18 protein-coding genes, 2 tRNA genes, 1 other RNA gene and 2 pseudogenes are annotated in these 25,062 nt (G+C 71.9%); 12 read left to right on the top strand and 11 right to left on the bottom strand.

What is annotated here, in order from left to right:
* Window positions 1-30 precede the first annotated feature (30 nt).
* Together ACWEFL_RS25440 and ACWEFL_RS25435 are read right to left on the bottom strand one after the other, a co-directional pair.
* Window positions 31-1,452 carry a DUF2252 domain-containing protein gene (locus tag ACWEFL_RS25440; RefSeq protein ID WP_451716748.1) on the bottom strand — a complete coding sequence of 474 codons (1,422 nt, stop codon included), beginning with the start codon at window positions 1,450-1,452 and terminating at the stop codon, window positions 31-33.
* A 296-nt stretch (window positions 1,453-1,748) separates the two neighbouring features.
* Window positions 1,749-2,642: a phosphorothioated DNA-binding restriction endonuclease gene (locus ACWEFL_RS25435; protein WP_451716679.1), complete on the bottom strand. Its 894-nt coding sequence runs from the start codon at window positions 2,640-2,642 to the stop codon at window positions 1,749-1,751.
* A 216-nt stretch (window positions 2,643-2,858) separates the two neighbouring features.
* Here ACWEFL_RS25435 and ACWEFL_RS25430 point away from each other — a divergent pair, with 216 nt between their 5' ends.
* The gene (locus ACWEFL_RS25430) at window positions 2,859-3,293 is read left to right on the top strand and encodes a hypothetical protein (RefSeq protein WP_451716678.1); all 435 of its coding nucleotides are present in this window, start codon (window positions 2,859-2,861) and stop codon (window positions 3,291-3,293) included.
* Here the strand turns inward: ACWEFL_RS25430 and ACWEFL_RS25425 are convergent.
* The 3 genes and pseudogenes from ACWEFL_RS25425 to ACWEFL_RS25415 all read right to left on the bottom strand — a co-directional run.
* Window positions 3,281-3,553 (bottom strand): annotated as a pseudogene (locus tag ACWEFL_RS25425) (hypothetical protein); the annotation flags it as partial. The gene ACWEFL_RS25430 and the pseudogene ACWEFL_RS25425 overlap by 13 nt on opposite strands.
* Window positions 3,554-3,760: 207 nt before the next feature.
* Window positions 3,761-4,183, bottom strand: a complete 423-nt coding sequence (locus tag ACWEFL_RS25420) for a PIN domain-containing protein (RefSeq protein WP_451716677.1) — start codon at window positions 4,181-4,183, stop codon at window positions 3,761-3,763.
* Window positions 4,180-4,395 (bottom strand): type II toxin-antitoxin system VapB family antitoxin, encoded by a 216-nt coding sequence (locus ACWEFL_RS25415; protein ID WP_451716675.1) that lies wholly within the window; start codon window positions 4,393-4,395, stop codon window positions 4,180-4,182. Before ACWEFL_RS25415 ends, ACWEFL_RS25420 begins: the two co-directional genes overlap by 4 nt.
* Window positions 4,396-5,101: 706 nt before the next feature.
* Between ACWEFL_RS25415 and ACWEFL_RS25410 the strand changes: the two genes are divergently transcribed.
* The 3 genes from ACWEFL_RS25410 (at window position 5,102) to ACWEFL_RS25400 (ending at window position 9,358) form a co-directional block, all read left to right on the top strand.
* On the top strand, window positions 5,102-6,580 hold the full coding sequence (locus ACWEFL_RS25410) for a hypothetical protein (protein WP_451716673.1): 1,479 nt from the start codon (window positions 5,102-5,104) through the stop codon (window positions 6,578-6,580).
* A 115-nt stretch (window positions 6,581-6,695) separates the two neighbouring features.
* Entirely contained in the window at window positions 6,696-8,021 is a 1,326-nt protein-coding gene (locus ACWEFL_RS25405) for an AAA family ATPase (protein WP_451716671.1), read from the top strand.
* A 131-nt stretch (window positions 8,022-8,152) separates the two neighbouring features.
* On the top strand, window positions 8,153-9,358 hold the full coding sequence (locus ACWEFL_RS25400) for a vWA domain-containing protein (protein WP_451716670.1): 1,206 nt from the start codon (window positions 8,153-8,155) through the stop codon (window positions 9,356-9,358).
* 354 nt (window positions 9,359-9,712) lie between these two features.
* On the opposite strand, the gene ACWEFL_RS25395 is transcribed toward ACWEFL_RS25400, so the two are convergent.
* The gene (locus ACWEFL_RS25395) at window positions 9,713-11,185 is read right to left on the bottom strand and encodes an AAA family ATPase (RefSeq protein WP_451716668.1); all 1,473 of its coding nucleotides are present in this window, start codon (window positions 11,183-11,185) and stop codon (window positions 9,713-9,715) included.
* Window positions 11,186-11,377: 192 nt separating this feature from the next.
* Here ACWEFL_RS25395 and ACWEFL_RS25390 point away from each other — a divergent pair, with 192 nt between their 5' ends.
* Both ACWEFL_RS25390 and ACWEFL_RS25385 read left to right on the top strand, forming a co-directional pair.
* Window positions 11,378-11,533 (top strand): hypothetical protein, encoded by a 156-nt coding sequence (locus tag ACWEFL_RS25390; protein WP_451716667.1) that lies wholly within the window; start codon window positions 11,378-11,380, stop codon window positions 11,531-11,533.
* A 31-nt stretch (window positions 11,534-11,564) separates the two neighbouring features.
* Window positions 11,565-12,311, top strand: a pseudogene (locus ACWEFL_RS25385) (tyrosine-type recombinase/integrase); the annotation flags it as partial.
* A gap of 80 nt (window positions 12,312-12,391) precedes the next feature.
* Here ACWEFL_RS25385 and ACWEFL_RS25380 read toward each other — a convergent pair.
* Window positions 12,392-12,479: transfer RNA gene (locus ACWEFL_RS25380), tRNA-Ser, on the bottom strand.
* 71 nt (window positions 12,480-12,550) lie between these two features.
* Here ACWEFL_RS25380 and ffs point away from each other — a divergent pair.
* The 6 genes from ffs to ACWEFL_RS25350 all read left to right on the top strand — a co-directional run bounded on the left by ffs (window position 12,551) and on the right by ACWEFL_RS25350 (window position 21,452).
* An RNA gene (gene ffs / locus ACWEFL_RS25375) (signal recognition particle sRNA small type) lies at window positions 12,551-12,649 on the top strand.
* A gap of 62 nt (window positions 12,650-12,711) precedes the next feature.
* Window positions 12,712-15,006, top strand: a complete 2,295-nt coding sequence (locus ACWEFL_RS25370) for a DNA polymerase III subunit gamma and tau (protein ID WP_451716665.1) — start codon at window positions 12,712-12,714, stop codon at window positions 15,004-15,006.
* A 59-nt stretch (window positions 15,007-15,065) separates the two neighbouring features.
* Window positions 15,066-16,316, top strand: a complete 1,251-nt coding sequence (gene purD / locus ACWEFL_RS25365; protein WP_451716664.1) for a phosphoribosylamine--glycine ligase — start codon at window positions 15,066-15,068, stop codon at window positions 16,314-16,316.
* A gap of 546 nt (window positions 16,317-16,862) precedes the next feature.
* On the top strand, window positions 16,863-18,551 hold the full coding sequence (locus ACWEFL_RS25360) for a hypothetical protein (RefSeq protein WP_451716662.1): 1,689 nt from the start codon (window positions 16,863-16,865) through the stop codon (window positions 18,549-18,551).
* 501 nt (window positions 18,552-19,052) lie between these two features.
* Complete coding sequence (locus ACWEFL_RS25355; protein ID WP_451716660.1) at window positions 19,053-20,510, top strand: N,N-dimethylformamidase beta subunit family domain-containing protein; 1,458 nt, start codon at window positions 19,053-19,055, stop codon at window positions 20,508-20,510.
* A gap of 39 nt (window positions 20,511-20,549) precedes the next feature.
* Window positions 20,550-21,452 carry a phosphoribosylaminoimidazolesuccinocarboxamide synthase gene (locus ACWEFL_RS25350; protein WP_451716658.1) on the top strand — a complete coding sequence of 301 codons (903 nt, stop codon included), beginning with the start codon at window positions 20,550-20,552 and terminating at the stop codon, window positions 21,450-21,452.
* A 258-nt stretch (window positions 21,453-21,710) separates the two neighbouring features.
* Here ACWEFL_RS25350 and ACWEFL_RS25345 read toward each other — a convergent pair.
* The 4 genes from ACWEFL_RS25345 to ACWEFL_RS25330 form a co-directional block, all read right to left on the bottom strand.
* Window positions 21,711-21,783 (bottom strand) — tRNA-Gly (locus ACWEFL_RS25345).
* 21 nt (window positions 21,784-21,804) lie between these two features.
* Window positions 21,805-22,413: a response regulator gene (locus ACWEFL_RS25340; RefSeq protein WP_451716656.1), complete on the bottom strand. Its 609-nt coding sequence runs from the start codon at window positions 22,411-22,413 to the stop codon at window positions 21,805-21,807.
* Between the two features lie 178 nt (window positions 22,414-22,591).
* The gene (locus tag ACWEFL_RS25335) at window positions 22,592-24,073 is read right to left on the bottom strand and encodes a sensor histidine kinase (RefSeq protein WP_451716746.1); all 1,482 of its coding nucleotides are present in this window, start codon (window positions 24,071-24,073) and stop codon (window positions 22,592-22,594) included.
* 178 nt (window positions 24,074-24,251) lie between these two features.
* A complete protein-coding gene (locus tag ACWEFL_RS25330; RefSeq protein WP_451716744.1) occupies window positions 24,252-25,061 on the bottom strand; it encodes an ABC transporter permease in 810 nt (269 codons plus the stop codon).
* Window position 25,062: the final 1 nt, after the last annotated feature.

Here is a 25,062-nt window from a genome sequence, read left to right as displayed (position 1 = left end):
CGAGGCCGCGGGTCACGAGAACCATGCGCATCACGGGGCCGCGGCCGTCACCCTGCCCGAGCGCACCGCGGCCACCAGGGCCCGGTGGTCGCGTTCGTTCTGGTCGGCGTAGCTCTCCGCGAACCGTGAGAGCGCGACGTCGAAGGAGTCGCCCGCGCCCAGATAGGCGGCGATGGCGATCCGGTCCCCGGAACGGGCATGGGCACGGGCCAGGGTCCGGCCGCAGAGTTCGCCGAACACGCGCATGCCGTTGGGCACCATGTCCTGCGGCTCCAGGATGCCCTTCCAGTCGTGCAACTGCCGTACATAGAAGTCGCGTCGGCGACCGTCGGTCCCCATGACCCGGTCCCAGCCCAGGAACACGTCGCCGACGGCCTGCATGAGCCGCTGCCCGACGACCACGCGCTGCCCCTGGTTGTCGTACTCGCTCGCGCCCACATGCACGGCGAGCACCGAGTGGTCGGCCTCCTTGGCCTGGAGGATCAGCGGATCCTCGTCGTCCTTGCCCAGCAGGAGCAGAACCCAGCAGCGGGTTCCGACACTGCCCACACCGACGACCTTCCGGGCGATGTCGGCCAGGTGGTACTCACGCAGGAGATGCCGCCGCTCCGTGGACAGGCTCCTGCCGTACCGGTCGACCAGGTCGTGGAGCTCCCGGCCGATCAGGTCCGCCTCCGTGCCCCGCAGGGCTTCCTCGATGGGCACGATCAGCGGCGGGTCGGGCACGAACCGGCGCTTGCCGTCGCGGAGGCGGGTGAGCTTCTCGAACGCCTGGAGACTGTCCCGCGTACGCGCCTTCGTCATGGCCTTGGAGACGTTTCCGCGGCCTCTGGCGTCGAGTTGCCGGTCCGCCAGCGACTGCAGTTCCTCGGTGTCGCCGTGGTCGTACCAGACCTCGAGATTGCCCATGCCGGCGAAGGCCCGGATCCGCTCGCGGTAGTGCCGTACGGTCGCCCGGACGATGTCGGCGCGCTCCTTTCCCGAGTAACCGTTCTCCCGTCCGGCGATCACCAGGCTCGCGGCGAGCCGTTTGACGTCCCACTCCCACGGGCCCGGCAGCGTCTCGTCGAAGTCGTTGACATCGAAGACCAGCCGCCGCTCGGGGGAGCCGAGCAGCCGGAAGTTCATCATGTGCGCGTCTCCGCAGAGCTGGGCCGTGATGCCCGAGTCGGGGGTGGACGCCAGATCACCGGCCATGATCGCGGCCGCGCCCCGGTAGAAGCGGAAGGGCGACTCCGTCATGCGGCCGTAGCGGATGGGAATCAGCTCCCGCACCCGTGCCGCCGACTGCTCCTCGATCACCTGCACCGGGTCGGGCCGTCCCTCACCGGGCGCGAAGTCGCCGTGATCGCTCCTGGGGATCTTCTTACGGGCCGCCTTCCCCCGCTCCGCACGCTCCCGCGGCGACGGCCGCGGTACGCCTCCGCCGGAAATCCCGGTGTCCTTGGTCATGGGGCGCGCCTCCCGTCCGAGCGTGGGAGCCGGTACGAGCGGGTCCAGCGCGTACCCGTGGTACGTCGACGATCCCACCCGTCCCATTATCCGAGCCGCACCCCGGCCCGCACCCGGACCCAGGCCCGCACCCGGCCCCAGGCCCGCACCCGGACCCAGGCCCGCACCCGGCCCCAGGCCCGCACCCGGCCCCAGGCCCGCACCCGGCCCCAGGCCCGCACCCGGCCCCAGGCCCGCACCCGGGCTCAGGCCCGAGCCCGGCCGGGCAACGACGGCACAGACCGTCACGACGGCCGTCACACGGGGGCGACCGGGCGTGGGGTGCCGTGGAAGACCTGGCCGGTGTGCCAGGTGCGGTGGGCCGCCGCGATGGGGAGGGTTCCCGGCTGAGGGCCGATGAGCGGACGGCCCGAGAGGGCTATGACGTGCTCACGGGCGGCGGTGCCGCGGCCGACGAAGCTCTGCGAGACGAGGATGCGGTGGCCCTCGCCGATGCCGAGGACGCCCCTGTCGAAGAGCTTGTGGTGCAGCGAACACAGGCACAGCCCGTTGTCGATCTCGTCGGGGCCGCCGAAGGCCCACCAGCGCACATGCGCGGCCTCCAGCCCGACCGGCACCGCGCCGATCCGGCCGTCGTAGCCGCAGAAGGCGCACTGGTACTCGTAGGCCGTCAGCACCTGCTCCCTCATCCGCCGGTCCCGCTGTCTCCGTACGGCCGAGAGCGCTTCGGTCTCCGCCGCCTCCAGCTCCAGACCGACGGCTTCACACAGCTCGCCGTGGAGCGAGGGCGGAAAGTTCAGGTCGAGCAGCACCCGCGCCATGCGCCCCAGCAGCGCCGGCTCCCGCCGCAGCGCCGCCCGCAGCTCCGGTGCCAGCCGCCCTGCGGCCGCCGCCGCCCGCAGCTCCCGCACCCCGCTGCCGGGGCTGCCCGGCCCGCGCACGGTGCGCACCTCCCAGACCCCGTCGCTCACCAGGTGGTGGAAGGGATAGGCGGGCGTCGTCCGGTTGGACGGACCGTACTCGGCCAGCAGCCGCTTCAGGTCCTCCTCCACCGCGCTGTACCGCAGCTCGCCGTCGGCATCCTGCTGGAACCGGCCGAGGGCGTACAGAAACAGCAGCGGCTTGTGCGGAGCGCGCGCCCCGCTCCTGCTCCACTGCCTCAGCTTCGCGGTACGCCCGAGCCAGTCCATGAACGGCGATCGTAGTGCGATGCGCCGCGCCCCGATCCGTACGGGCGGGGTCGACCTGCGGCGGAGCGGGGCGCAGGACGCGCTGCGAACTCAGCGGCTCTTGGACCTCCCAGGCGCGTTCGTAGACACGGCGCCGCGCTCATGGGCGGGACGCACTGGCCCAGGCATGCGCCGCGCTGGACGATGCACATCGAAGGGGCTGTGCGGAGTCTGGGGGTGGCTTCCTGGGACCCGTCACCGCTGCTCGACCTGGTAGATACGACCGCGCCGAGGCCGTCGGTCCTCATGGTGCGAGCTGGACTGCTGGTCGGCATCAGAACGCTCGATGCCACAGACGAGCTGACGGCGGCATGGGGTTTTGGCGGTGCCAGGGTGTGGGGCATGAGCCCCTTCGGTGGAAGCACGGGTGCCCAGGTGTGGGATCGGATCGATCCCCGGGTCGTTCTCCAGGGCGGTGATGGATTCTCCCGCGTCCAGGCGGCCTTTCGGGCCTCCTACCGCCTCCCTCGTGTCGGAACCGTGGCCGTAGGCACGGACGATCCGGCTCATCCGGGTGAACTGCTCGACGCCCTGGCCGCCGATGCCGATGAGCGGACGATCCACGAGTACCGCGTCCTTCTCCGGGAGCGATCGAGCGGTCAGCCCTCCTGAAGCTCCGCGATGACCTGCCGTGCCCTGTGAAGGGTGGGCTCGATCCGGGGGTCCTCCGGGTGCGCGTCCGGCCTGAGGATCTTCGAGCACACGAACAGCGTCATCAGCTTGCCGTCCCGGCTCTCGAAATCGTGCCGCCGCTCACGCCATACGCGGTCGGCCAGAGCGGGGACGGCGAGCGACGCGGCCCAGAACGTCGCGGCATCGAGGCCCCGGGGGGCGTTTCCCCAGTCCTCCCAGTCGAAGAGGGAGAAGGCCGGCCGTTTTGCCTGTTCAGGCAAGGTGCGGAGGATACGAGATTCGAACTCGTGAGGGGTTGCCCCCAACACGCTTTCCCACTGTCCCCACCGGTGTTCGGGGGCATTCGTGCACGTCCTGGCCTTTGGCGGATCAGGGCGCTGCGGTACCCGCGAACCGTGCTGAACGCCGTTGAATGAGACCAGAACTGAGACCACACAAGGGGCTGTTCATTTGCCCGCCTCGGGGCCGAACCACTGCAGGGCCTGACCGGTGACGGCGGCGATGCAGTCGAAATCGCGGTCGCGGTGCAGGAGGGTCAGGCCCTGCAACTCCGCCGTGGCGGCCACGACGAGGTCCACCGCGCCGGCGCTGCGGTGCTGACCTCGCCGGGTCAGCAGTTCCTGAACCTGCCAGGCTCGATCGTAGGCACGATCGTCGACGGGGACCCAGCCGAAGATCATCCGCATGTCCTCGACGCCCCGGGCGCGATCCTCTGCTGAGCGCGAGCTGTAGAAGAACTCCAGCTCGGTGATGGGACAGGCCGCGATGAGCCCCGCTGCTGCTGCCTGGTCCCAGCCGTACTTTTCGGCGTCCCCGCGAAGGAATCGGGCGAGCGCGCTGGTGTCGATCAGGAACTGCGCCGCGCTCACCGCCGGTAGCTCCCCTTGTCATCGAACAGGTCCAGATCGAAGCCGCCGTCGGCCGCTGCCGTACGCAGCCGGGTGAGGGCGAGTGCCCGGCGCCGGTTCTCCAGCACCTCCCGCAGCGCGGTGTTGACGGTCTCCTTCTTCGTGCTGGTCCCCAGCGCCTGTGCCACGTCGGCCAGCAGATCGTCGTCCAAGTCGATCACTGTGCGACTCATTCATGCACCTCCGAAGATATCAACTCGTGCATAGAATATATCTCTCAAGTGGTCTGCCGCGCAGCCCTGGCCGAGATCGCGGAAAGCGGCCGTGCGGACGCTGACTTCGATCTCTGAGGTGGCGAGCATGGTGGTGTCATCGGGGATGTCACCACCTCGGCTTCACCTTCAGCGGCCAGTTTGAGCCGGGCGATCATCATCCGATTCCCGCGCTCGGCCGACGACAGAGCCTCGCAGTCCAGCACGAAGACACGCAGCGGCGGACTGTGGTCACCGCTCCGTTGCTTCACGCGGCTTCTCCCGCACGATTCCCGGCCGCGCGGTGCGTGTGCTCGGTGTCGAGATCGTCCAGTTCATCGCGTACAGTCGCGCGCCAGTCTGCGGCCCCCACGCGCGGAGCCGTTGATCGACCGGTTCGTGGTGCCGCACGGCGAGAGCCGACAGTTGCCTGAGCGCCGGGCCGACAGGTCATGGTCGCGCTCACGGACGGAATGGAGGGGGTCGGGCTCGGTCGATGGTCGTTCTGATCCGCAGGGTCCGTCGTGGGCGGCAACTGCGGTACCCGCCGGTCCACTCCGAACGTTGCGGTGTGCGGCAAGGAGGCCGAGGGGGACTGACAGATCCTCGTCGTGGTGCCTATGATGCCGGGGATGAAGAACTACTCCTCGTATGGATCGGGGGAATCGTTCGCGCAAGGTGAGTGCTGATGGCACATCACTTCGCGAACACGATTCCGACCCACCTGCTGATGTGGCAGCGCGTGCGTGAATACGCCGTGCCGCCGTCCATGATCGAGAATGCGACCGCACGGCGTGCGGTCGGCGACTGGGCGGGGGCCTGTGCCGCCGCCCGCGTCGACGCCGATCTCGATCTGCGCGCCGTGCGCGACCGCCACGGCACTGAACTCGTCACCCGCGTTCGTGCGGATCTGCGTCGCCTGGCACCGGATCTGCTTCGTTGGCACATGCCCCGGATCGCCCCTGACGGACGGCTCCGGCCCGGTCTCACCATTTCCCTGGCCCGTTACGCAAGTTCCGGCGCCACGCCGTTGCAGTTGGTGGTGCGGACACCGCCGGCCTGGGCGGACGCCGGACAGCGGATGTCCCTGACCCTGTGGGAGGGGTCCGGGATCGGTGTGCCGAGGCATCATCCCCACCCGCATCCCGACCGGCGTTTCCGGCTCGACCTGCACCGGCATCTCTGGGACTCCGGGCGGTGCGGTGAACTGACGTGGCGGTGCGGTGCGGACGGTGCGCCGTACCTGGTGCCATCCGACGGGCCCTACGCGGCGGCCTGGCCTGACTTGCCCGCTCGGTCCGCTGTCCACGGCGGCTCGTGGGCTTCGGCACGGTGGGCCGCCGAGGCCGAGCTGCTGTTGGGGGCCGAGGGGCGCCCTCGCGGGGCCTTCACCGTGCGGCTCGGTGCGCGGAGCCGGGCCGTGTTCGAACTCGTCGCCCCCGACGACAGCCATGCCCCGACGATGCGGCCGCATCGGGAGGCGCTGCCGCCGCAGGCCGTCGCGGCTCTTCCGGTCCTTCCGGAAGCGGCAGCCCGGGTTCTTCCGGATCTGGAGCTGCTGCGGGCCGGGCTGGTCTCGTCCGATCGGCTGCATCCGCTCGTCGCCACGGCACTGGCGGTGGCCGACTCGGCGGCGGCCGGCTCCGCCCCCCGGCCCAGCGACCCGCACCGGGTGGAGTGCCGGGGCGAGGTCCACCGGATCGCGCTGCGGGACGGCGCACTGGCGGCGATCGATCACGATCCGGCACAGCTGCGCCGGGAGGAGTTGCTGGTGGCGCTCGGCGGGCCCGCGTTGCCCTGTCTGCGGGTGATCGACGCGGTGCATCGCGAACCGGAGGCGCTGCCTGCGGTCCGGGAGCGGCTCGGTCACGGTGATGTCGCCGGGGCGCTGGATGTGGTCGAGGGGTTGCTCGGTCCGGGTGCGGTCCTGCGCGACGGTCCGCTCCGCGAGGAGCTGGAGGCGGCTGCGGCCCGCCGCATCGACCACGGACTCTTCCGCTCGGGGCTGGTCGTCGGGCACCCCGCCGCCGGTGTGGTCGGGGGCGGGGATGCCCGTGGCACGGGGCGCGCGGAGCCGGGCCACCGTCCCCGGCTCGACCGTCGCACCCCTGCCGTGATGCGCCTCAAGCGGGGTAGCCGGGCACGGCCTCGTACCGGCCTGGCCTGACCCTGATCACCGGGCGATCGCCTGACCGGTCGCCCCACTCACGTCTCGCTCCGCACGACCCCACCACCCCCGGGACGGGTGGTCCCCTTCCCTTCTCCCACCCCAGGTGATGCCCATGACCTCCAGTACCCTCTTGTCCGCCTCGGCCCAGGCCGGCGGTGCGCCCGCACTCGTCCCTGCTGGCGCGCCCACCCCTGTCGCCCCATCCGGAACCGGCACCCGGTTCGTTGTCGCCGAGGATCTCTTGGCCCTGCTGCGAACGACCACCACCGAACCGCGCCCCGACGAGCAGCTCGAAGCGCTCACCCTGGCTGTCGCGGCCGACCTGCCCGTGCTGCTGTGGGGTGAGCCGGGCATCGGCAAGACCGCGGCCCTGACGCAGCTCGCCGCCTCACTCGACCTGCCGCTGACGACTGTGATCGCCAGCGTCCACGAGCCGACCGACTTCTCCGGGCTGCCCATCGTCGGTGACGACCCGGAGGTGCGGGGGGTGCCGATGGCACCACCGCAGTGGGCCGTCGAACTCGTACGGGCCGGGCGGGGGTTGCTTTTCCTGGACGAACTCTCCACCGCGACACCGGCCGTCCAGGCCGCGCTGCTCCGGGTCGTCCTGGAGCGGAGGGTCGGTGCGCTGCGACTGCCGCCAGGAGTGAGGATCGTGGCTGCCGCCAATCCGCGCGCGTCGGCGGCCGACGGATGGGAGCTGAGCCCTCCGCTGGCGAACCGGTTCGTACATCTGCACTGGGTGCACGACCGGGAGGTGGTGGTGCGTGGGCTGGGCGGGACCTGGCCCCGGGCGGAGCTGCCCTGGCTGGCACCGGAGCGGCTGGCAGAGGCGGTGGCTTTCGCTCGGCGCGCGGTCTGCGGATTCCTGGAAGCCCGGCCGACGCTGATCCACCGGCTGCCCAGCACCGAGACGCGGCGCGGCGGTGCTTGGCCGTCGCCCCGAAGCTGGGAGGCCGCGTTGACGTTGCTGGCCTTCGGGACGGCTGCCTCCGCCTCACGAGAGGTGCTGGCGCTGCTGGTGCGGGGCGCGGTGGGGGACGGGCCGGGGCTCGAACTCCTCGCCCATCTGGACCGGATGGAACTGCCGGACCCGGAGTCGTTGCTGGCCGATCCGGCCGCTGCCGACCTGCCGGCGCGGGGCGATCTTCGGCAGGCCGCGCTGGAGGCGGTGGTGGCCGCCGTAGGGGCACGGCCGCAGCGGGCGCGGTGGGAGGCGGGTTGGGCGGTGCTGGTCCGGGCGTTGGAGACCGGTGCCCCGGACCTGTTGGTCGCTCCGGCGACGGCGCTGGCCGCGTTGCGGCGCGACGACTGGGAGGTGCCGGAGGCGTTGGAGCGGTTCACCGGGCTGATCGGTCTCGTCCGGCAGGCGGACCAGTCGGTGGTGCGGGCCGCGGCGGCGGCCGATGCCGGGCGTCCGACGGGGGCGCGCCCATGACGGGGGCCACGAAACGCCCCGGGCGGCACCCGGTGCCCCGCCCCTCGCCACCGCGCCCGGTGCGGGCCACTGTGCCGAGGCCGCCGTCTGGCTCCCGTGGGTCATACGGCGGGCCCGGACTCCCCCTGGACATGGAGAAGTTGCTGGCCGCCCGGCTGCACGCGGTGAGGGTCCGTCCCTATCTGGCCGGCGCACTCTTCGCGCTGCATGTGGTGGAGGACCGGTCGGTGCCGACGATGGCGGTGGACGCGTACTGGCGCTGCTACGTGTCCCCCGGCTTCGTGGCGCGCACGCCGGTGGAGGAGCTGGCGGGCGTCTGGGTGCATGAGGTCTCCCACCTGCTCCGAGACCACCACGGGCGGGGCGAGCGGTACGCCCGGGAGCATGGGGAGCACGGGCCGGCAGAGCGACTGCGGCGGAACATGGCCGCCGACTTCGAGATCAACGATGACATCTACGGCGACGGTCTGCCGCTGCCTTCCGGGGCGGTGGTGCCGTCGCTGCTGCGGCTGCCCGACGGGCTGCTGATGGAGGAGTACCTGCGGAGGGCGTCGATGTCCGGGCTCGCTTCGGACCTGGCCTGGCTCGACTGCGGCAGTGGGGCCGACGGGCAGCCTCGGTCGTGGGAGCTGGGACCCGAGGGGGCGCACGGGCTGAGCAGGCAGCAGCGGGACGCGGTCCGCTTCCGGGTCGCCGAGGGGATCAAGGGTCGGCCGGGTGATGCTCCGGAGGGATGGCGCCGCTGGGCGGATGAGGCATTCCATCCACCGCAGCCGTGGCGGCAGCTGCTGGGGGCGGCGGTCCGCTCCGCGGTGGGGGCGTCGGGGCCGGGTGAGGACCACAGCTACCGACGTCCGTCCCGCCGGTCGGCCGCTGTTCCCAAGGCGTTGCTGCCGAGCCTGCGTCGCATGCCGCCCCGGGTCTGCGTCGTGATCGACACCTCAGGGTCGGTGAGCGACGCCGAGCTGGGCAGCGCGCTGCTGGAGGTGGCATCGATCTCGCGGGCGGTGGGCGGGCGCCGCGATCTGGTGTCGGTGATCTCCTGTGACGCGGCGGCCGGGGTCGCCGTCCCTCTCTGCCGCGCCGAGAACATCGAACTGGTCGGCGGCGGGGGAACGGATCTGCGCTCCGGTTTTGCCCGGGCGCTCCGCTCCCGGCCACGACCTGACGTGATCGTCGCCCTGACGGATGGCCAGACACCGTGGCCCTCCGCGCAGCCACCCTGCCGCACCGTCGTCGGTCTCTTCCCTCGTCCAGCGAGGGCGGTGGACGAAGAGAACCCCGACTATGCCCCGGACACCCCACCGCCTTGGGCCCGAGTCGTCACCATCAACTGACAGGGCGCGGTGGCGCGGCACTCCACCGGGAGGGGCTGCCGAGTGACCACCGGCTTCCGATGGCAGACAGTTGAGGCTCGCCCCTCCGTAGCCCGGCAACCCGGGCGGCCGCCTCGGCATCGTTGGTGGTGACACGCCAGGCATCCAGGGCTTGGGGCCGTCCGTCGGATAAGCGTCCCTGGTGGAAGCGTCCGGCTCGGGCGGTCGTGCTCTGCGTCATTCGGGAACCTTGGTAGAGCGGACAACAGACAACGCTTCACCTCCCTGCCGAAGGGGCTGCACGCGGTGTGCCGCTACGCCACGGCAGGGTGGCGCTCACAGTGCCCCCGACGGTTGCGGATGCGTGGGCGTACATCAGGTCTGGTTGTAGAGGGTCGCCAGGTCGACCAGCCGGATGTCCGGGTCGGCCGCCGCTGCAGCGTGCGCCTTGTCGTTGAATCCGGCTCCGCTGAAGCACAAGATCTGTGTGTTCGTGGTGTCGTATCGGCCTGCCAGAGTGATGAGGTCGCGGATGTGCCGGAGACGTTCGATGTGGGCAGCGCCCATGGTGTCGTTCCACTTGGCCTCTCCGATGGCCAGCAGTGGTGGCTTGGTTCCATCTGCGATTCCGATGACCGCCACGTCGACCTCGTGGCCGGTACGGGCCTTGGGGTCGTGAACGACACCGTGTCCGACGCGGGCCGGCAGACCGCCGAGCAGTTCGGGGTCGGCGTGATGCAGGGCCCAGTCCCGGCAGACCTGCTCGAAGTGGGGCCCGAGGACGTTGCTGACGAAACGGCGACGGCTGGCTTGCCAGACCCGTGCCGCGCTTCCCGGGCGTTCGAGCTGGTCCCAGACCGGTCGCATGATCGCGTGGTAGAAGCCGATCAGCGGTTCGGCGATGCGGTAGGTGGGACGGTTGTCGCGGAAGGCGTCCGCGTCCCGGTACAGCAGACCCGCGTCTTCGAGGACGTTGATGGGATGGGCGATGTCGGTGGCCTTGCGTTCCAGGTAGCCGGCCATGCCCCCGCGTGTGGCGTTGCCGTCGGCGACGGCGGCCAGGACGGACAGGTACAGGGCAGTGTCGCGAAGGTCGGGTTCTTCGGCCAGTAGATAGCGGGCCTCGCGGAAGAGGGGGGTTTCGGGGTTGAGGACGGTGCGGACGACCCAGTCGTCGAAGTCATCCGGACCCTTTGGCGTGTCGCCGCGTGCGAATTCGCGCCGATAGGCCGGGGTGCCGCCCACGATCGCGTTCACCTTCATGGCCAAGCGGGGGTCGGTGATGTCCCAGAACTCGGCGGCGAGGCGGTGGTCCAGGGGGCGGACGACCAGCTCCAGCCCCGCCCGTCCGCGTAATGGGGCGCTACCTGAGAGCAGCCTGCCCATGAAGGGCAGCGCCGAGCCGCACAGCAGCAGCCGCGTACGGGAGCCGGTGCGCTGGTCACGCAAGGGCCGCAACGCCTCCTGGATGATCGAGGGCAGCTCGGGGTTGGCCTTGGCGAGGTACGGAAACTCGTCGATCACCACGGGTACGGGCCGCTCGGCGCTGAGCGCGAGCAGTGCGTCGACGGCCTCTGCCCAGTCGGCGAAGTGGAACGGGCTGGCAGGACCGACGTGGACGGTCAGCGCCGCGCTGATCCGCCGTAGCGACTCGGCATCGGCGGCCTCGGTCGCACCGAAATAGAACCCTCCGGCGGCTCGGCAGGCGGCATCCAGCAGGAACGTCTTGCCCTGGCGGCGGCGTCCGGAGACCACGCCCAGAGTCGCGCCGGGTTGCGGATCGGCGATGAACCGGCTCAGCGCCGACCACTCGTAATCCCGGTCGAACATCTCGGCAGGCTTGTCCACAGGTGCTCCAGATGTAGAAGTACGCCTACATAAAACATGCTCCTAGTTCTGGCACCCGCAGTGTGCACCCGTCGGCCCCGGCGCTCGCCGCCCCAAGGGCGTCCTGGCGCATCGCGAGAAATATCGCGAATGTCGCAAGTGAATGAAACCGAAACTGAGTGAATTTCTCGAAACCGAGTGAGAAGGCACCCCATGAACGACCTGGCGGCCGGGGGCACACCGGCCTGCTTCCGGCTCGTGATCTCCAGAGAGATCGAATCCGTCACCGTGGGGCGGCTGCGCCGGGTTCCGGCCGACGCGATACCCGCGTATGTGGCCAAGCTCCGTCGTCCGGCCGTGGCCGCGTAGAGGGGAAAGGGCATGACAGAGCGAAAGCGCCAATGCGGCCGAGATCGCGAAGGCTCCTCGCCTGGAAGAGGAGGACATCGAGCCGTACACGATCGAAGAGGTGAAGAGTCTCCTCGTGGAGGCGTCCAGGCTCCGCAACAGCACGCGGTGGGTCGTCGCCCTGGCGCTCGGGCTCCGGCAGGGGGAAGCGCTCGGGCTGCACTGGGAGGACGTCGACTTGGATGCGGGATACGCCCGGATCCGGAAGAACCGGCTGCGGCCCAAGTGCGCGCACGGATGCGGTGGCGAGCCGTGCGGGCGGAAGGCGGGCTACTGCCCCCGCCGGGAGCAGACCCGTCGTGAGCGCAAGAGCACCAAGTCGCGCGCGGGGCGACGCACGATCGGGCTGCCCGATCCGCTGATCAAGCTTCTTCGGCAGCACCAGGAGGAGCGGGAACGGGAGCGGATCGCGGCCGGTGCCGACTGGGAGGACAAGGGGTACGTCTTCGCCTCGCCGACCGGTGGGCCGCTGAGCCCGAACACCGACTACCACGTCTGGAAGCGGCTGCTCAGGGACGCGGGAGTACGGGACGGTCGGCTTCATGGCGCCCGCCGCACGGCGGCGACCGTGCTGCTGATCCTCGGCGTCCCGGATGTCGTCGTCGACTCGATCATGGGGTGGGAGCCCGGAGGAGCGGCCCCGATGCGGGCTCGGTACATGCACGTCACCGGGGCGGTGCTGCGGAAGGTGGCCGGGCAGGTCGGCGGCGCGCTCTGGGGGACCGCCGGGACCGACTGAGACGGAAAGTGAGACGGAGCACGGCGAAGGGCCCCACCGCGAACGGTGGGGCCCTTCGACATCGTGCCCGGTGAGAGCACTGGCGGAGGATACGAGATTCGAACTCGTGAGGGGTTGCCCCCAACACGCTTTCCAAGCGTGCGCCCTAGGCCACTAGGCGAATCCTCCGGCGCAAACAATACAAGACGCGGAGGAGTGCTCGCGAACTCGTTCCCACCCCCGGCATCGGGTACCCTGTGCGGAGCCCCTCACGTGGCGCTATCTGACTGAACTCCCCCAGGGCCGGAAGGCAGCAAGGGTAGGTCGGCTCTGGCGGGTGCGTGGGGGGCGCTTGCGTTGGTGGGGGAGCGTTGTGGCGGGTGGGGGACGGTTGTCGGTGGGGCCCGATAGCCTCGTAAGCGTGTCGTCCCTTGCGCTGTACCGTCGCTATCGCCCCGAGTCGTTCGCCGAGGTCATCGGGCAGGAGCATGTCACTGACCCGCTCCAGCAGGCCCTGCGGAACAACCGGGTCAATCACGCGTACCTGTTCAGCGGGCCGCGCGGGTGCGGGAAGACGACGAGCGCGCGGATTCTGGCGCGCTGTCTGAACTGTGAGCAGGGGCCGACGCCGACGCCGTGCGGGGAGTGCCAGTCCTGCCGTGATCTCGCGAGGAACGGGCCGGGGTCCATCGATGTGATCGAGATCGACGCGGCGTCGCACGGCGGTGTGGACGACGCGCGTGATCTACGGGAGAAGGCGTTCTTCGGGCCCGCGAGCAGCCGGTACAAGATCTACATCATCGACGAGGCCCATATGGTCACCCCGCAGGGCTTCAACGCTCTGCTGAAGGTGGTCGAGGAGCCTCCGGAGCATCTCAAGTTCATCTTCGCGACCACCGAGCCGGAGAAGGTGATCGGCACGATCCGGTCGCGTACGCACCACTACCCCTTCCGTCTGGTGCCTCCGGGGACGCTGCGCGACTACCTCGGCGAGGTGTGCGGCAGGGAGAAGATCCCGGTCGCCGACGGCGTGCTTCCCCTGGTCGTACGGGCGGGGGCGGGGTCCGTCCGGGACTCGATGTCCGTGATGGATCAGCTGCTCGCGGGCGCGGCCGAGGACGGCGTGACCTACGCGATGGCCACCGGCCTCCTCGGATACACGGACGGCTCGCTGCTCGACTCGGTCGTGGACGCCTTCGCGGCGGGGGACGGGGCCGCGGCCTTCCAGGTCGTGGACCAGGTCATCGAGGGCGGGAACGACCCTCGGCGCTTCGTCGCGGATCTGCTGGAGCGGCTGCGGGACCTGGTGATCCTGGCGGCCGTGCCCGACGCGGAGGAGAAGGGGCTCATCGACGCCCCCGTCGATGTGGTCGAGCGGATGCGGGCACAGGCGTCCGTCTTCGGGAGTGCGGAGCTGAGCCGGGCGGCCGATCTCGTCAACACCGGGCTCACGGAGATGCGGGGCGCGACCTCGCCGCGGCTGCAGCTGGAGCTGATCTGCGCGCGGGTCCTGCTGCCCGCCGCCTTCGACGACGAGCGTTCGACGCAGGCCAGGCTGGACCGGCTGGAGCGAGGCAAGGCGGTGGCGTTCGCCGCGGGCCCGCCCGGTCCCGCGAACGCCCCGATGGGTTACGTCCCCGGGCCCGACGCGGCCCCGCACATGCCGGGTCCGGACGGACCGGTGTCGAGGGAGCCGCTGGGGCGTGGCGCCGTCCCGGAGACGGGTGTACGGGACGGAGGAGCCGCCCCCGAGACCATGGTGCCCGCGCCTCCGGCGCCCTCCGCCCCCCAACATCAGCATCAGCAACAGCAACAGCAACAGCGTCCGGGCGCCTGGCCCGCCGCCGCCCAGCCGCAGGCACAGCCTCCGGCCCAAGCCCCCGCACCCGCCGCCGACGCCGGTCGGCGTCCCGGGGGCTGGCCCACCGCCTCCACGCCGGGGCAGGGCCCGCGCCCCGCCGGGCCCCCAGTACCGCCCGCCCCCGCGAACACCCCTGGGAACGTCCCCGCGAACGCCGCCGCACCGGCCCCCGCCGTCGCGCCCGGCATGTCGCAGGGAGCCGGGCAGGTGCGGAACATGTGGCCGGACATCCTGGAGGCGGTGAAGAACCGCCGGCGCTTCACCTGGATCCTGCTCAGCCAGAACGCGCAGGTGGCGGGCTTCGACGGCACCACCCTCCAGCTCGGCTTCATCAACGCCGGAGCCCGTGACAACTTCGCGAGCAGCGGCAGCGAGGACGTGCTGCGCCAGGCCCTCGCCGAGCAGTTCAACGTGCAGTGGAAGGTCGAGGCGATCGTCGACCCCTCGGGCGGCGTCGGAGGAAGCCCCGGAGGAGGGCCGGGCGGCGGCCCCGGCCCCGGATCCGGCGGCTTCGGCGGGCCCGGAAGCCCCGGCGGCCGGCCGCCCCAGGAGCCCCCGGCCCCGCCCCAGGCACCCCCACCCGCGCCGCCGCCGCCCTCCCCGGCGTACACCCCCGGCGGCCCGCCGGCCCCTCCCGGACCGCAGCAGCCCCCCCGGCCCACCCCGCAGCCGACGGCTCCCGAGCCGCCGCCCGCCGCGCCCGCCCCGGAGGCGTACAGCCCGCCGCCCGTCGCCCCCGAGGACGACGTGCCCGAGGACGACGACCCGGATCTCGTCGACTCCGCGCTCTCCGGCCACGACCTGATCGTGCGCGAACTGGGCGCGACGGTTGTGGAGGAATACACAAACGAGTAGGGGGGAGGGTTCGGAGGCCCGTACAGGCAGGACGGCCGGCGGCGGTTAGGCTGACGCCCGTGAAGGTCCTTGTCATCGGCGGCGGCGCCCGCGAACACGCCCTGTGCCGCTCTCTCTCCCTCGACCCCGACGTCACCGCTGTGCACTGCGCGCCCGGGAACGCCGGCATCGGCGAGACCGCGGAGCTGCACCCGGTCGACGCGCTCGACGGCGACGCGGTCGCCCGGCTCGCCACCCGGCTGGAGGCCGGGCTCGTCGTCGTCGGCCCCGAGGCGCCCCTGGTCGCCGGGGTCGCCGACGCGGTGCGAGCGGCCGGAATCCCCTGCTTCGGCCCCTCCCGCGAGGCGGCCCGGCTGGAGGGCTCCAAGGCGTTCGCCAAGGACGTCATGGCGGCGGCCGGAGTGCCCACGGCCCGCAGCTACGTCTGTACGAACGCCGAGGAGATCGACGAGGCCCTCGACGCCTTCGGCGCTCCGTACGTCGTCAAGGACGACGGTCTCGCGGCCGGAAAGGGCGTCGTCGTCACCGACGACCTCGCCGCCGCCCGCGAGCACGCGATCGCCTGTGGCCGCGTGGTCATCGAGGAGTACCTCGACGGCCCCGAGGTCTCCCTCTTCGCCATCACCGACGGCGAGACCGTCCTGCCCCTCACCCCCGCCCAGGACTTCAAACGGGCGCTCGACGGCGACGAGGGCCCCAACACCGGCGGCATGGGCGCGTACTCCCCGCTGCCCTGGGCCGACCCCAAGCTGGTCGACGAGGTCATGACGACCGTCCTCCAGCCGACCGTCGACGAGCTGCGCCGACGCGGTACGCCGTTCTCCGGGCTGCTGTACGCCGGGCTGGCGATCACCTCGCGTGGGGTTCGGGTCATCGAGTTCAACGCGCGCTTCGGCGACCCGGAGACCCAGGTCGTGCTGGCCAGGCTGCGCACTCCGCTCGCGCGGGTGCTCCTCCACGCGGCCAACGGCACCCTCGGCGACGAGCCTGAGCTGCGGTGGCGCGAGGACGCCGCCGTCACGGTCGTCGTCGCCTCGCACAACTACCCGGACATCCCCCGAACGGGTGACGTGATCGAGGGGCTTGACGAGGTCGCGGCCAAGGATGCGCCCCACGCGTACGTTCTGCACGCCGGAACCCGGCGCGAGGGCGACGCGGTCGTGAGCGCGGGCGGCCGGGTCCTGTCGGTCACGGCGACCGGGAAGGACCTGCGGCAGGCGCGCGAGCGGGCGTACGAGGCGCTGGGCAGGATCCGGCTGGACGGCTCGCAGCACCGGAGCGATATCGCGCGTACGGCTGCCGAGGGGTAGGACCGCGTACCTCCATGGGCTCGGCTCGCGACACCGGCTTCGGCGTCGCGCGTACGTGGCGCAGGGGCAGGCGGCGTACGCGGCGCGGTCGGCTGTCAACGCCCCGCGCGGGCGGCGACGTTCGCCCGCGCGCTCTTCCCGCCCGCCGGGCGGGAACGCCCACTACTGGAGGGCCCACGGCCGGAAGGCCAACGCCCGCAAGGCCCGCGACCGGAACGGCACCGCGCCGTCGGCCCCTCGCCGCGGCAGTCCCGGGACCCGCGGTGAAACCCGCGCCGCGGGAAACCCCGCCCTCCGGCCGGTCGCCCCGTCGAGACGGTCTGGCCGGCAGTGAACCCATACCGAAGGAATCCCGTCATCACCTTTACCCAAAGCCATTCCATCGAGTGACGCTGAGCCATCCGGATGACGGCCGTCGATGCCCCAACTAGGGTGCGGCGCAGGTGTTCCGGCACTTGGCCCACCGGCATTGCGATGTCAGTGGCTGGTGCCACAGTGGGGTAGTGCATCTACACCGTCGCAGGGCAGAGGGGGTGAGGACCGATCGTGTCCGGTATCGGGATCGGTGAGTCGATCGGCGCGCGGGCGGCGCGTTCGCGGGCGGTGGCAGTGCTGCGCATCCGCGGCAGGGCGGTCGCCGTGGCGCTGCTGCCCGCCGCCGTCGCCGTCGTGCTGCTCGCCGGTGGCGTCACCGGCCATATGCGCGGTGGGAGCTGGGACACCGCGCGCGTGGCCGCCGGGGTCGTCGCCGGGGTCGTCTTGCTGCTCGCGGTGGCGGTCGCCGCGGTGATCGTGCGGGCGAGTCCGGCGCTCAGCCCCACCGTCGAGGTCTCCGAGCGGTCGGCGCCCGATCTGTACCGGCTGGTGAGGGATCTCGCCGACCGTCTCGACGTGCCCGCGCCGTCCGCGCTGGCGCTCACCCCCGACTGCGACAGCTGGCTGGAGGACCGCACCCACCCCGCCCACGCCCTGCCTCACGCGATACGGCCAGGGCGCCGACGGCGTACGGCCGAGGCGCCCGTCCTGGTCATCGGCTCGCCCTTCCTGTGGTGGATGCGGGTCGCCGAGCTGCGCGCCCTCCTCGCGCCCGTCGTAGCCGGAACCGCCTCCTCCGCGCAGCCGGACATAGCTGCGGCCCGCCGGTTCGTACGGGGCCTGGACGCCGCGGTCGCGGTCGCCGCCGGACCCGGCCGGATTCCCATCGGCCCCGGCCGGGGGCGCATACGGCCTCTGGAGATCTTGCGGAGGCCCGCCCTCGGTCTCGTCGGCCGCATCGCCCGTCTGCTGTTGCGCGCCGTCCAGTCCGACGCCGCCGAGATGGAGCGCGGGGTGGCCGCCGCCGCGTCCGAGCGGGCACAGGCCGTGGACTACGGTCTGCGGATCGTCGCCCAGGAGCAGGTCGGTCTCGCCTACGCGGGCTGGGACCGGCTGCTGACGCGCGTCGCGCTGCCCGCCTGGCGCATGGGCCGCTGGCCTTCCCGGCTGGACGTCGGCGTCGTCTCCGCTCTCACCGAGCTGTCCCGCCGCGACCGTCTCGCCGAAGGGTTCGCCTCCCGCCTCGGCGAGCGTCCCGCGTGCGACCTCCTGGAGGAGCCCGGTGTGGTCGACGAGGCCGCGTCCCTCCTCGCCGCGCGGCTCTTCCACGGCGGTCCCGCCGAGACCGGACCCGACTGGTCCCCGGTGGACTGGCGGCACTATCCCGAAGAGGTCGTCGACCGTAAGTGGCGTACGGAGGCTGCCCGGCTCCACCGCGTTCTCGACGGACTGGGAGTGGCCCCCTCCGCCGCCCCCGACGGTCCGACGCTGGCCCGTGTGATGGGCCATCTCGCCGAACGAGGATCGGACGCCGGGGAGAATCTCGCGGCCGGAATCAGCGCGGAAGTCGCCCGCGAGGAAGCGGCCGCGGTTCCACCCGTCGCGCAGAGCGTCGGCGACGCCGCGAACGGTTGGGGAGCCGACCCGCTCCCCCTGTTCCCGCTCCAGCCGCCGCGTACCGGGCGGGAGCTGCTCGCCGACCATGTGACCGCCATGGTCTGCTGCGCGGCCATCGACACCGCCGGAGCGCTCCCCGGCCTCGACTGGCTGGACGGCCCCGCCCTCCTCATCAAGGGCGAACGCTGCGCCGATCTCACCACCCGCGTCCTCACCCTCACCGAGGACGGCGATCCCGGCCCCCTCCGCACCTGGCTCTCCACGACCGGCATCCGCCCGGAGAAGCCCGTCCGCCTGGTCTGAGCGACGGACCGGCAGCCCGTGCCCGACGGCGGCCGGGGGATTCCCGCCGCCGACGGGCGGGAGGCGTGCCCCCTGCGCCGCCCTCTCCCGCCGGCCCACCTGAAGCGCCCAAGCCCCAAGCCCCAAGCCTCAAGTGCGCCAAGCGCCCAGTACGCCAAGCCGTAAGCCTCCGAAGCCCCAGGTCTGTTAAATCCTGGCAAATCAGCACCAAAAACGCTCAGCGACTCAATAATTCACGACGAAGGGTGACGAGTCGCGTGCGTTATGTGATGTGCTGGAGGGTGGAGCCAGCCGGTCGGCGCGGCACCGCCGTCCGTGGGAGGGGCCACGGACCCAGCCGGAACAGCCACGCCGTACGGAGACCAGCGCCGTACGGACACGGGCGCTGTATGGACACGAGCGCTGTACGGACAGAACGCCGTACGGGCAGACGCCGTACAAGACAGGAACCCCGCACGGACGGGAACGCCGCAGGGGCGGGAACGAGGAGGAGCGCGGAACATGGGGGCGGAGCACATCCGGCGGTGGGAATCGGGCGCCCTCGCCCATGCCGTCTCGGACCCCTTCGGGCAGGGCCCCCTGCCCTGGCTGCGCAGCAGTGAGCAGTACATCGACGACACCGGGCAGGCCGTGCCCTGGTACGCGGACCCGGACCGGGGCCGCAATGCCCGAGCGCCCCGCACGGCCGATGACGTACGGCGCCAGATCAAGGGGTTCGCGTCCACGAGCGCCGTCGCGCCGGGAGAGGCGATCGACTTCCACGTCACCGTGGACCCGCCCCAGCAGTTCTCGGTCGACGTCTACCGCATCGGGCACTACGCGGGGCACGGCGCGTTCAAGGTCACCACCAGCCCCCGCCTCGCCGGCATCGTCCAGCCGCCCCCGCTGACCGCGGGCCGTACGGTCTCCTGCCATCACTGGTGGATGTCGTGGCGGCTCCGGGTCCCGTCCTTCTGGTCGGTGGGCGCGTACGTCGCCGTGCTCACCACCGCCGACGGCTACCGCTCCCACGTCCCCTTCACGGTCCGCGACGACCGGCCCGCCGACCTGCTGCTCCTGCTCCCCGACATAACCTGGCAGGCGTACAACCTCTATCCCGAGGACGGCCGGACGGGTGCGAGCCTGTACCACGCCTGGGACGAGGAGGGCCGACTGCTCGGCGAGCGGGAAGCCGCCGTCACGGTGTCGTTCGACCGCCCGTACGCGGGCGCCGGACTGCCCCTCCACGTGGGTCACGCCTACGACTTCATCCGCTGGGCCGAGCGGTACGGCTACGACCTCGCCTACGCCGACGCGGGCGATCTCCACGCGGGCCGCGTCGACCCGGCCCGCTACCGTGGCCTGGTCTTCCCAGGCCACGACGAATACTGGTCGGCCCCCATGCGCCGCACGGTCGAGGCGGCCCGCGACGGCGGCACCTCGCTGGTGTTCCTCTCCGCCGGCACCCTGTACTGGCAGGTGGAGCTGGACCCGTCCCCGTCCGGTGTGCCGAACCGGCTGCTCACCTGCCGCAAGCGCAGGGGACCGGGCAAGTCCGCGCTGTGGCGGGACGTCGACCGGGCGGAACAGCAACTGCTGGGCATCCAGTACGCGGGCCGGGTCCCCGAGCCGCACCCCATGGTCGTACGGAACGCCGGGCACTGGCTCTGGGACGCGACCGGCGCGGGCGAGGGCGACGAACTGCCGGGACTGGTCGCCGGCGAGGCCGACCGCTACTTCCCGCGCACCGCGCTGCCCGAGCACCAGGGCCGCATTCTGCTGGCCCACTCGCCGTACCGGGACGGCGAAGGAGCGGTACGGCACCAGGAGACATCGCTGTACCGGGCGCCCTCCGGCGCGCTCGTCTTCGCGGCCGGCACGTTCGCCTGGTCACCCGCGCTGGACCGGCCCGGCCATGTCGACACCCGCGTCCAGCGGGCTACCGCCAACCTCCTCGACCGCATCTGCAAACGCGACTGAGACAATCAGGAGCATTGGCTCAGATCCGCGGGAGGAACCGTGTCCGGATTCGTCGAAAAGCCCGAACCGTTGCAGGTGCCGGGCCTGGTGCATGTGCACACCGGCAAGGTGCGCGACCTGTACCGGAACGACGCGGGAGACCTCGTGATGGTCGCCAGCGACCGTATCTCGGCGTACGACTGGGTGCTCCCCACCGAGATCCCCGACAAGGGCCGGGTCCTGACCCGGCTCTCGCTGTGGTGGTTCGAGCTGCTCCGGGATCTCGTACCGAACCATGTGCTCGGAACCGAGCTTCCCGAGGGCGCGCCCGCCGACTGGGAGGGCCGCACGCTCACCTGCAAGTCGCTCCGCATGATCCCGGTCGAATGCGTGGCCCGCGGTTATCTCACGGGCTCCGGGCTGGTCGAGTACCAGGAGTCCCGCACGGTCTGCGGGCTCGCGCTGCCGGAGGGCCTGACCGACGGCTCGGAGCTGCCCGCGCCGATCTTCACACCTGCCACCAAGGCCGCGGTCGGGGACCATGACGAGAACGTGAGCTACGAGGAGGTGGCCCGCCAGGTCGGCGCCGAGACCGCCGCGTTGCTGCGTCAGACGACTCTCGCCGTCTACGGCCGGGCCCGCGACATCGCCCGCGAGCGGGGCATCATCCTCGCCGACACGAAGTTCGAGTTCGGCTTCGACGCCGACGGCGGGCTGGTCATCGCGGACGAGGTGCTGACCCCGGACTCCTCCCGCTTCTGGCCGGCCGCCGAATGGGAGCCGGGCCACGCCCAGCCCTCGTACGACAAGCAGTACGTCCGCGACTGGCTGACCTCCCCCGCGTCCGGCTGGGACCGCAGGAGCGAGCAGCCCCCGCCCGCGCTTCCGCCGGAGATCGTCGAGGCGACGAGGGCGAAGTACCTGGAGGCGTACGAACTGCTCACCGGCATGCCGTGGTCCTGAGTATCCCGTGATCCTGAGCAGGTCCCGGTCCTGAGCAGGCCCAGGGCTGAGCAGGCTCGGTTCCTGAGCCGTCCCTGGTCCTGATCCGTCCCTTGGTCCTGATCCGTCCCGTGGTCCTGAGCAGGTCCTGGGCCCAACGGCTTGCGGGGGAGCGACACCCCGATCCCCGCAAGCCCTCAGCCGCCTCCGGCCACCACCGGGCGGCGGGGATACGAGGAAGGCCCTGCTCCTCACAAGAGGAGCAGGGCCTTCATCCTGAGCGGACGACCAGGTTCGAACTGGCGACCTCAACCTTGGCAAGGTTGCGCTCTACCAACTGAGCTACGTCCGCGTGCGCCGTGCGCGAAGCCCACTATACCCAACCCCGCTCCCGCGCGAGACGGGCCGCGGTGTGCCGGTTCTCCGCACCCAGTTTGGAGACGGCCGACGACAGATAGTTCCGCACGGTCCCCTGCGACAGCGACGCGCGCTCGGCGATCTCCGCGACCGGCGCTCCGTCCGCAGCGAGTTCCAGCACCTCGGCCTCGCGCACGGTCAGCGGGGAGTCTCCGGCGGAGATCGCGTCCGCCGCCAATTCCGGGTCCACATAGCGGTTTCCGGCGTGGACGGTACGGATGATCTCGGCGAGCCGCTGAGCGCTGACGGTCTTGGGGACGAAGCCGCGCACCCCTGCGGTGAGGGCGCGTTTGAGGTGGCCGGGCAGGCCGTGACTCGTGACGATCATCGTCCGGCAGGCCGGGAGTTCGACGCGCAGGGATGTGGCCACCGTCACACCGTCTCCGCCGGGCATCTGGAGATCGAGCACGGCGACATCGGGCCGGTGGGCGCGTGCCATGGCGAGCGCCTCGGTGCCGGAGGCCGCCTCGGCGACGACTTCGAGGTCGTCCTCAAGGGCGAGGAGCGCGGCGAGGGCACCCCGGATGAGGTGCTCGTCATCGGCGAGCAGCACCCGTACGGTCACGCCGCCCCCACCCCCGCCGGGCGCGCGGTCGTCCCGCGCACCCCCGTCCCCGCCCCGCGTACGGCCATCCCGCGCACCCCCGTCCCCGCCCCGCGTACGGCCGCCCCGCGCACGGTCGCCGGGCGCACGGCCATCCCGCGCCCGGTCGCCCCTCGTACCACGTTCCTCCAGCGCACGGTCACGCAGTCCCTTCCGTACCTGTCCCGGCCTTGGTTCCGGCCCCGGCTCTGATCCCCGTGAACGCGCCGATCGGCCGCCCGTGTCCCTGACCGGCCCCCGGACCCGCACCGGCACTCTCGGTACCGGCGTCCAGACCGGTACCGGCACCCTCGGTACCGGCCTCCAGCCCGGCATCGACGTCCTCGGCGCAGACAGCGCCCGTGCCCTCCGCGCCCGCGCCCTCAGCGCCCGCGCCATCGGCCTCCGCGCCCTGCGCCCCCGCGCCGTCGGAGATCCGCGAGGGCATCCCCACCCGTGCCGTCAGCCGGAAGTACCCGCCCCGCGCCGGGCCCGCCTCCAGGGTGCCGTCGACCGCGGAGAGCCGCTCGCGCAGGCCGGCGAGACCGGAGCCGCCCGTGGTGGCCGGTGAGGGCCCCTCGGCCGCGCGGTCGTTCTCGACGACCAGGACGACGGAGCCGTCGGTCGTCGCCACCGAGATCGTGCAGCGACGCGCGTCCCCGTGCCGCAGCACGTTCGTCGTGGCCTCCCGGACGACCCAGCCCAGGGCGGACTGCACCTCACCGGGCAGGTCCAACTCGCCCACGACCACCGTGCAGCTGATCCCCGCCGCGACCAGCACGCCTCGCGCGCCCTCCAGCTCCACCCGCAGATCGGCCTCGCGGTAGCCGCGCACCACGTCCCGGACCTCGCGTTGCGACTCCTGGGCGATGCCCTGGACCTCGGCCATCTGGTCGACGGCCTCGGGCCGTCCGCGCCGGGCGAGCTGGACGGCCAGTTCGCTCTTGAGCGCGATGACGGCGAGGTTCCGGCCCAGTACGTCGTGCAGATCGCGGCCGAAGCGCAGCCGCTCCTCCGCGACCGCGAGCCGCGCCTGGACATCGCGGGCCCGCCGCAGCTCCCACAGCACCGCCAGGATCCACATCGACGCACGGGCCGCGAACGCCGTCCAGCCGTTGATGAAGGCCAGGAAGAGGAGGGTCGCGAGGGTCCAGCCGATGTCGTCCGCGATCAGGACGACCGGTCCGCCGACCACGCCCAGCGCGATCAGCTGCACCACGACCGTGACCCGGTTGCGCACGAGCAGACTGTGCACGGTCAGAAAGGGCATCAGCGAGCCCGTCAGCAGCATCGACGACAGCGCCTGCAGATCCGCCGTGGCCAAGGTGGACATGATCGTCAGGGAGGTACAGGTCGCCGCCGCCGTCAGTCCGACGGCCCAGCAGATGAGCCGTCGTGGCACCTCCCCTCGGCCCAGATAGGCGTCCATCGCCCGATGGGCGAGCCGAGAGCAGACCACGCCGATCGCGATGCCCAGCAGCGGCCCGGCCACGGCGAGGATCAGCGGTCCGTCCCTGCGCACGGGCGGGGTCAGCATGATGAGCGTCAGGCCGACGGCCCCGCTCCACACGAGCACATAGACGGTCCCGCGGGTGTACAGATCCACCTTGGCGAGCCCGCTGCGCCCGCTCCAGCCCTTCATCAGCACGGGCACTCCCTCACGAGGACGACAGCAGGACGAACACCCGACGGCACCGCGACCGGCGCGGCGACGACACCCGGCAGCACCCGACGCCACGCGACGCCACCCGACGCCACGACACCCGGCAGCACGGCCCGACGGTACGGACCGGCAGCCCGGAACGGCACGCGGCGGCGGATCAGCGGCGGGGCTCCCAGCGGAACCACCGCCGAGCGGCGAACACCGCGAGCACGGTCCAGGCCAGCGCGGTCAGCGCGACCCCTCCCAGCTCCCCGGCGTCGCCCACACCGAACCAGCCGGCCTTCACGAGCATCATGACCCCGCTCAGCGGCAGGAACTCACAGACCTGGGCCATCCTCTCAGGCATCGCGTCAAGCGGAATGAGAAGCCCCGAGCCGCCCAGCGAGATCACGAACATCGGCATGGTCGTGAGCTGCGCGCTCTCCACGGTCCGGGTCACCGCAGCCGTGGCCGCCGCCAGGGCGATCAGCAGCACCAGCCCCACGGCGATGCCCGCGATCAGCAGATCGGGGCGCTTCGGCGCGTCCAGATCGAGGAAGACCACCCCGGCGACGGTCAGCAGCAGACACTGCGCGAGCGCCAGCCCGACGGCCGGCAGGGCCGTCCCGGCGAGGATCTCCCGGTCCGGCACCTCGCCCGTGCGGAGCCGCTTGAGCACGAGTTCCTCGCGCCGCGCCACATACGCCGACACGAGGTTGATGTGCACGACCAGGATCAGCACGATCCCGATGCCGCCGGTCACCGCGGCCTCGGCGACGTTCATCCCGGCCTTGCCGAGATCCACCTGGTCCAGCGACGACCTCATCAGCAGCACCATCGACGGGGGCATCAGCAGCGCCACGAAGAGCGCGGTCCGGTTCCGTACGAGCAGGGTCAACTCCGCCCGCCCGAGGGCGATGAGCCGCCCGGCCGGGGTGCTGCGCCCCGCCGGGGTGCTGCGCCCGGAGGTCGTCGTGAGGGCCGCCATG

It is taken from the genome of Streptomyces sp. NPDC004838 (assembly GCF_053600955.1).
This window is presented reverse-complemented; position numbering and strand designations above follow the sequence as displayed.